The organism is Bacteroidota bacterium, from assembly GCA_039111535.1.
Taxonomy (GTDB): Bacteria; Bacteroidota; Rhodothermia; order Rhodothermales; family JAHQVL01; genus JBCCIM01.
The window spans coordinates 1-7,196 of record JBCCIM010000260.1 but is presented as its reverse complement, the minus strand read 5'-3'; the positions used below and the strand labels follow the sequence as shown (position 1 = coordinate 7,196).

General features: G+C 49.9%; 8 protein-coding genes and 1 rRNA gene. 6 read left to right on the top strand and 3 right to left on the bottom strand.

The genetic code is table 11. From position 1 onward, the window contains the following. Window positions 1-507, top strand: a 507-nt coding sequence (locus tag AAF564_24790) for a T9SS type A sorting domain-containing protein (GenBank protein ID MEM8488786.1), incomplete at its 5' end; no start/stop codon positions are given. On the opposite strand, the gene AAF564_24785 is transcribed toward AAF564_24790, so the two are convergent. Then, window positions 504-1,409: a DUF368 domain-containing protein gene (locus tag AAF564_24785; GenBank protein MEM8488785.1), complete on the bottom strand. Its 906-nt coding sequence runs from the start codon at window positions 1,407-1,409 to the stop codon at window positions 504-506. The two genes, AAF564_24790 and AAF564_24785, sit on opposite strands and share 4 nt — an antisense overlap. 187 nt (window positions 1,410-1,596) lie before the next feature. Beyond that, a complete protein-coding gene (locus AAF564_24780; GenBank protein ID MEM8488784.1) occupies window positions 1,597-3,054 on the bottom strand; it encodes a tetratricopeptide repeat protein in 1,458 nt (485 codons plus the stop codon). A gap of 404 nt (window positions 3,055-3,458) precedes the next feature. Between AAF564_24780 and tmk the strand changes: the two genes are divergently transcribed. The 4 genes from tmk (at window position 3,459) to pyrR (ending at window position 5,721) form a co-directional block, all read left to right on the top strand. Then, entirely contained in the window at window positions 3,459-4,073 is a 615-nt protein-coding gene (gene tmk / locus AAF564_24775; GenBank protein ID MEM8488783.1) for a dTMP kinase, read from the top strand. 91 nt (window positions 4,074-4,164) lie between these two features. Next, on the top strand, window positions 4,165-4,632 hold the full coding sequence (locus AAF564_24770) for a transcriptional repressor (GenBank protein ID MEM8488782.1): 468 nt from the start codon (window positions 4,165-4,167) through the stop codon (window positions 4,630-4,632). Window positions 4,633-4,731: 99 nt separating this feature from the next. Further along, window positions 4,732-5,139, top strand: coding sequence for a hypothetical protein (locus AAF564_24765; protein ID MEM8488781.1), 408 nt, complete (start codon window positions 4,732-4,734; stop codon window positions 5,137-5,139). Window positions 5,140-5,205: 66 nt separating this feature from the next. Continuing rightward, window positions 5,206-5,721, top strand: a complete 516-nt coding sequence (gene pyrR / locus AAF564_24760; protein MEM8488780.1) for a bifunctional pyr operon transcriptional regulator/uracil phosphoribosyltransferase PyrR — start codon at window positions 5,206-5,208, stop codon at window positions 5,719-5,721. Window positions 5,722-5,767: 46 nt separating this feature from the next. Here the strand turns inward: pyrR and AAF564_24755 are convergent, their stop codons facing one another. Further along, entirely contained in the window at window positions 5,768-6,580 is an 813-nt protein-coding gene (locus AAF564_24755; GenBank protein ID MEM8488779.1) for a PASTA domain-containing protein, read from the bottom strand. Window positions 6,581-7,057: 477 nt separating this feature from the next. Here AAF564_24755 and AAF564_24750 point away from each other — a divergent pair. Beyond that, a 16S ribosomal RNA gene (locus AAF564_24750) occupies window positions 7,058-7,196 on the top strand; the annotation flags it as partial.

The following is a 7,196-nucleotide window of genomic DNA, read 5'->3' as shown; positions in this document are numbered from 1 at the left end:
GGTACGGACCAGGATGGCGTCCTTTTGTATACGAATACAGGTAGTGCTGATGCGCCGGCGTTTACCCTTGCTGAAGATGTATTTGGGTTGTCTGATTTGCGTAGGGTTACGCCGGCACTGGCCGACCTCGATGCCGACAGCGATCTAGACCTTGTTATCGGCTCGTTGACAGGAGGGTTGCAGTATTTTGAAAATCAAACGGTCCCTGCCAACACTGAGGTCATCGATTCACCGTTGCCGCAAGCAGCGATACACAATTATCCCAACCCATTTGCAGAGAAAACAACCATTACGTTTGATGCGCCTGCTGGAGAAGCCGTTAGGATCTTGCTTTTCGATGCCATTGGGCGACTGGTCTATACGGTACATGAAGGAACAGGTACCGGATCGCGTCAGGTGCTGGCACTGGATATGACTGACCAGACCTCAGGCGTCTATTTTTTGCAGCTGGTGGTTGGTATTGAAAAGGCGCCGCAGATTGTACGCCCGATTATCGTACAGCCTTAGTGTGTGTGTTGTTTTCTGCTATGCTCCCACCACACAAGCGCGGACACGACTACAAATCCGATGATAGCCAGCACGATAACCCACAGCACGGGTTCGTTTTCTGTTGGCATATGCAACCCGCGGTCTTCAGTTTGCCAGGGCCACAGCGCCCGCAAAGAACCAATCATCAGGCCCACAAGCGCAGCCATGGTCGCATCGTGGTGGTTGGCGAGCAGCCATTTTAAGAAACGTGAAAACGCGCCCATTCCAACAACGGCGCCGGCGCCAAAAATTGCGATATAGCCAAAGTCGAGTGCCTTGATGGCAGCTGTGGTCGGTGCGTAGAGTCCCATTACCAGCAAGAGGAAGGCCCCGCTTACGCCGGGTAGAATCATGGCGCAGATAGCGATGGCGGCTGCGCCAAAAATCTGCCAGGTGCTCGGGTTGGGGATTTCCTGTGGTGTCAGGCCGGCGCTTAAAAACGCGGCTGCACAGGCAATTACCGCAATAACCATTTTGGAAGGGCCGCGGTCTTTTGCGCGTAGCCACGGGATGGCAACTGACGCAGTAATGAGACCAAAAAACAACCCACGGCACTCAATCGGATACGTTGTGAGGAAGTGGTTAATGATGGAAGCCAGCAGGAAAATAGCAGAGCCAATGCCGATGCCAAGCGGCAAAATCAAAGACCATTCTATCTCTTTGAAAATTTTGCCGGCCTCCGCAAATTTGAAACGGACGAGGGCAAAGGCAAAGTTGAATACCTGAGAGATGGCCTCAATCAGGCGCTCGTAGATGCCCACAATAAGGGCCATGGTTCCACCGCTGACACCAGGGATGATGTCGGCGCCGCCCATGAGAAACCCCTTGAAGTAATTAACCAGTAAAGTGCTGACTGAAATGCCTGAATTCGTTCCACTCATGAATAATCGAGCCTGGATGGCTGCTGCAAAAACTCGGATAGCGCTACTAATAAAAGGGACGTGTCCACACGTATTAAATAATAGACATAAGAATAACGTGCGGGAGCGTACTATGCACAGTCATATCGTTGAAGATTGTATGCGAACCACAGAGCAGGGTTTAACGCAGGCTTCAACGCGCAGGGGATTACTCGATGTCGAGTTGTTTGCGAACGGCCTGATTCTGGTGCAATTGCGGGCAATGCTGCCAGTATTCGTCTTTTTTCGCCGGGTCGCATTCAAATGCTTTTTTCAATGAAGCAACGCCGTCGTCGAGCCGGTTGAGGGCAATAAGTACTTTGACCTGCTGGAAATAAGCCGGGCCGTGTTTCGGGGCCAGGGCGAGGGCTTTTGTAAAAGCCTGAAGAGAATCTTCAAAGCGGTTGCTTTCGAAGAGGGTTTCGCCGTAATCCATCCATGCTTCCCGATTCATGCCATCGAGCAGCACAACGGCGTGGTAGGATTCAAGGGATTCCTCTAGCATGCCGGCGTTGTATTCGCAGTCGGCTTTGGCATACCAAAGCTCTGCTGAATCCGGGCAAAGTTTGACGGCACGGTTAAAGTACTCCAGTGCTTCAATGAATCGCTCAAGCGCGTCGTAGCAGCAACCGAGGCCATACCATGATTCAGTGTACTTTTCGTCCTGATCAAGGGCGAGGCGGAAGTATTTAATTGCCTGCTCGTATTCTTCGAGCTCCTCGTGTGCCAGGGCGATATTGTAATAGGTGGCCGCGTCGCCATCTTCAAGTTCGACAACGCTGTTGTAGCTTTCGATAGCGCTGCGCAGGTCGCCCAGGTTTGCCAGGGCATTGCCCCGGTTATAATGCGCAGAGGCAAATCCTTCGTGAATGGCAAGCGCCATGTCATAAGAGTCAACAGCGTCTTTGTACTTACCCATTCTGTTTAACACAATACCCCGGTTGTACCAGGCATCGTAAGAATAGGGGTCATTATCGATATGCTGATCGTAGCACGTGAGGCTTTTTGCGTCTTCGCCGCGCCGGTCGTAGCAATAGCCGAGTTCATACCAGACTTCCGGGTGCTCCGGATTCATCTGGACGCACATCTCAAAAGACTCAATTGCTTCTTCGAGCATTTCACTGCGCTCGAACGCAACGCCACGGTGAAAAAGGGCCTCTTCATTTAAGGGGTCGATTTCGAGTGCGTTGTTGAAATAGGTAAGCGCTTCGTCACCACGCCCAAGGCCATCCAGGGTAATACCCAGGTTGATCATGGTTTCTGGGTCAGTGGGATTGAGGGAGAGTGCCTTTTCGTAAGCCTTCATGGCTTCGTGGTGCCGGCCCAGGTTGTTGAGCAAAATACCACGCCGCATCCAGCCATCAGAAGAGTAGGGCTGGGATTCCAGGATGCGATCAATTACACCAAGAGCGTCTTCAAACCGACCATGCTCAAAGTAGAACGTAGCTATGTCCTCCAGGGCATCGGAATCAAAGTAGGCTCCCTTGCCATCGCGCTCGTAGGATTTAACGAGCTTGGTAAGACGTGATTTATCAGCTGAATCTTCGAGGTCGTCAAATCCGAAGTCGAACATGCTCATCTGGCGCAATTGGATGATTCGCTCGCAAGGGTGCAAAACTGAACCCATGCAATAGTTGTAGTATTGTATGGATTCAAAAAGGTTCGCTACTTACAGTATAACCGGACAAAAATGATTTTGCAACAGATCCTGGAAGTAACCGATGCCTTCGCAAGGCATTTGCAACACGAACAGAGCGAATTATGTAAGAGTACACCTGGTGCGAAGCTGTCTTACGCAGCAAGCAGTACCAGGTTTAGCAATTATGGCGTTGCGGCGAATGGATAATACATCGTTATAATAGGGTAACATCACAACGAAAACAGGAACCCATCCAGTGTAGTTATCGACGCGATCTCCCCGGGGTTAAGTGTCGATGAACGGTGAATATGCTGGGGCTTACTTTTAGATGTCGTTTTTGAATCAGGTGGTTTCGGAAAACCAGCGCAAGTTTTATCAGAGGAGCGCAGTATATGTTTGTAAGTTTTGAGGGGATCGATGGTAGCGGGAAAAGTACACAGATCAAATTGTTGGCAGCGCGGCTTGAAGAAATGCAGCGGGAGGTTCGGGTTTTTCGCGAGCCTGGTGGATCTGTGCTTTCCGAGAAAATCAGGGCCCTGTTGCTCGATGATGCATTCGAAGTAGACCCTTTTGCAGAGATGCTGTTGTTTTCAGCTGCCCGTGCGCAGTTGGTTGCAAAAGAAATTCGCCCACGCATCGATGCCGGTACGATAGTAATATGTGATCGGTTTTTTGACTCTACAATCGCATACCAGGGATATGGCCGCGAGTTTGGTGATGTCGATTGGCTGGCGGACTTTCAGATGCGGGTAACGGCTGGACTTGCTCCGGTACGTACGTATCTCTTGCGGATATCTGCTGCTGCTGCTGTATCGCGCCGGCGCACACGGGCCGGCGATGGGAAAGAGGATCGGATGGAGCAAGGGGGGATGACATTCTTTGAACGGGTTGAGGCGGCTTATGATAAACTCGCTGCTGAAGCGCCATCGCGGATTGTTGTACTGGACGGCCACCAGTCTATAGAGGTTTTACATCAGCAAATATGGGCCGATTTCAAAAGTCTGTAGGGGTATGGTAGCGGAACCCGGGTCTAGGGAGCGTGTATTCCTAACACCCTACTACCGGATACCCACAAAAGCTAAAGGTATACGAGCCCGCATGGTGCGTCTGTCCGATGATCAAATGACTGAAGTGCGCGAGAAATTCAGCGCATTTCTAAAACGAAGAAACCAGCGTCAGACGCCGGAGCGTTTTGCTGTGCTTGAAGAGGCGTATGCAACAGATGATCACTTTGATGCAGACGAACTGTATATCCGGTTGAAACGGGCGGGTGCAAGTGTAAGCCGTGCTACGGTCTATAACACGCTTGAATTATTGCTTGAGTGTGAGTTGCTGGTGCGTCATCAATTTGGGAAAAACCAGTCCAAATACGAACGCGCATTCAGTTACAGACAGCACGACCATTTAATATGTATGGACTGCAATGAGCTGTTCGAATTCTGCGACCCCCGTTTGCAAAGTGTGCAGGAAATGGTCGCTGAAATTTTCGAGTTTGATATAAAACACCATTCTTTGAACTTATACGGCAATTGCCGACGAGAAGCCTGCCCGAATCGAGAGAGCTAGGCATACTTTTTGAATATTAAATAATTACTATCGCACGCTATCGATTGCACTGATACAATTCTAAACGTAACTTATCGTCAGTAAACTTTTATCCCATCTATGAAGCGGTTTTTGCAACTTGCGCTAGTCGTCTTTCTACTGACCGGGTTCTCCGGCCAGGGGACTGTGCGTATGAGCTTTTTTAAGGTCAGTGAAGAAGGAGGAGATCTGGTTATTTCGTGGCAAACGGAAGAGGAACTGGATGTTCGTGAATATGAACTTCAGCGTATGACGCGTTTTACCAACGGTCAGTTTGTGAAAGTTGAAGCACTTGCTCCGCATGGTCCGGACAAAGCGTATCTTTTCACCGACGAGCAAATTTTTAAATCAAGCAGCGAGCGGGTTGACTATCGGCTTGAAGTGATTTATACCGATGGTGTGCGGCAGCAACTTGCGCGTGAGCAGGTAAACTATACGTCTACCGCGATCCGGAGAACCTGGGGTAGCATCAAAGCGATGTTTCAGTAAGCGCCCCCTTTTCCCACGTAACAGTTTCTCCACGTAGCCCACAGTTTTGTAGTCCCCCAGTTACCCATGGCCAGATCTTTAATGTTATCCGCTGAGCGTGTCAGGCGAACGATCGTCAGGCTTGCGTTCGAGATAATGGAGACCAATCGCGGGGCGCAGAATCTGGTAGTGTTTGGTATACGCAATGGCGGGGCAGCACTTGCCGAAGCGTTGCTGCAGCATATCAATGATCGGGAAGGATGTGATTACCGGGTACATACACTGGACGTGACGCCTTTTCGAGATGACCAGGATTGGTCGGAGCACCATGGAGCCAATATTGAGCCCGGCATCGATGTTACTGATAAAGATGTGATCCTGGTTGATGACGTCTTGTTTACCGGGCGCACTGCCCGTGCAGCGATAGATGCAATTATCCGTGGAGGTCGGCCGCGGTCCATTCAATTGGTGGTCCTTATAGATAGGGGGCATCGCGAATACCCCATCCAGCCTAACTTTGTCGGCCGCGTTATTAAGACGAAGCACAAAGAGCGTGTTGAGGTCGAGGTGTCGGAGCGGTTCTCAGTCTATGTAGACGAATAAAAGTGTTCTATTTTTATTCGTGCTGTTTTGGTTTTTCTTTGATCACCTAGTTTTCAGCATCAACTGGTGGCTTTACGAAGAGTCGAATTTCAGTTCCCTGGCGTGTGCGTGTGCCTTCAGCCTGGCCTTGCACGACTACGGGTAGGCTCATTGGATTCGGATGTTCGCCAGCGCCCAATACAATTGAGCGCAATTTAAGGGAGAGCAGTGTGCGTTTGGCATCGCGGGCAGTCATGCCGACCACATTGGGCACGGTGGAGTAGCTATTGCCAAGTCCGGTGCTGTACCAGATCCGAACGCGCGACCCTTCTTCTATGACGGTGCCCGCGGCTGGATACTGCCGGGTGACAAGGTTTTTTACTTTAAAAGGAATAGAGTCGGGGCGAATATCGCTTTTCTCAGCCCTGAGGCCTGCGGCAAAAAGTTGGTTCTGCGCTTCGGTTAATGAAATGCCTTCGATGGACGGGACTGTGACTTCAGGTGTGGAGCCCGTATTAATTGTAAGGTATACCCTGCGCCCGGGCTGGACGAACATGTTGGCTTTTGGGTTCTGGTCTACAACAATGTTGCGCGGCAGGTTGGGGTTATAGCGGCCGGATTCCACATGGGCCTGGAGGTTGAGGTTTTCAAGTAAAAGTTGTGCCTCTTCTATGGGGAGTTCGTTTACATCGGGAACGGTGATGGAAACGTTGTGCCTGGCATAGGAAGGCATGATGACGCGATCGACCAGTAAATAGCCGGCGCCGACCAGCAGGATGAGGGCAAGCAGGCCGAAAATAAAAAATTTGTTTGTGCCTAAAGACAGGAGCGACTTGAAAAAGTTTTTGACTGCAGCGCCCGTTTTCTGTTGTGCTTGCATGGTATAGCTATTGCCCTTCTTGAGGATTGGATGAAGAGTTGATAAGTGTGGGAAATTTTTTCCGTGTTTGGAAACCTGCTAGGGTGAATAGTGTTTCAGACGACCGCTCCGCAAAATGGGAGCCAATTAGTTTCTTTGTTCTTCTGCTTTTTGATTTCGATCGGGTTCTTTTTTAAAGAAGGTGCGCTCAATATACAACACAGCAGTGATTGGTAATTTGACACGCTCTTCACAATAAAAAAAAGAACAAGCGGAACAACCTTGATAACTTGTTGTTTGACAAATTCTGCAAAACGCAGGGCTATTTCTTGATTTTGAAATTTAGTTTTCTTAATTTAGTTGTCCTGCCCAAAAAATGGCATGAGCCTGATTGGTGTTGCAGGAAAGTTCTTTGATTAGATTGGAAGCATAGCGAGTCCTGTCAATTTTGATAGGTTAATTTCAGCGAGTAAACGAGCTCACGATTATAACTTTCTTACAATGGAGAGTTTGATCCTGGCTCAGGACGAACGCTGGCGGCGGGCTTAATACATGCAAGTCGAACGAGAAGCTTCGGGTTCGCCCGAAGTGGAGAGTGGCGCACGGGTGAGTAACACGTAGGCAACCTACCCCTGAG

Excerpts from the sequence above, each read along its gene's own strand:
- AAF564_24770 (MEM8488782.1), top strand. The coding sequence starts at position 4,165 with ATGGTGCGTCTGTCCGATGATCAAATGACTGAAGTGCGCGAGAAATTC.
- AAF564_24755 (MEM8488779.1), bottom strand. The coding sequence starts at position 6,580 with ATGCAAGCACAACAGAAAACGGGCGCTGCAGTCAAAAACTTTTTCAAG.
- pyrR (MEM8488780.1), top strand. The coding sequence starts at position 5,206 with ATGGCCAGATCTTTAATGTTATCCGCTGAGCGTGTCAGGCGAACGATC.
- AAF564_24785 (MEM8488785.1), bottom strand. The coding sequence starts at position 1,409 with ATGAGTGGAACGAATTCAGGCATTTCAGTCAGCACTTTACTGGTTAAT.
- AAF564_24780 (MEM8488784.1), bottom strand. The coding sequence starts at position 3,054 with ATGGGTTCAGTTTTGCACCCTTGCGAGCGAATCATCCAATTGCGCCAG.
- tmk (MEM8488783.1), top strand. The coding sequence starts at position 3,459 with ATGTTTGTAAGTTTTGAGGGGATCGATGGTAGCGGGAAAAGTACACAG.
- AAF564_24765 (MEM8488781.1), top strand. The coding sequence starts at position 4,732 with ATGAAGCGGTTTTTGCAACTTGCGCTAGTCGTCTTTCTACTGACCGGG.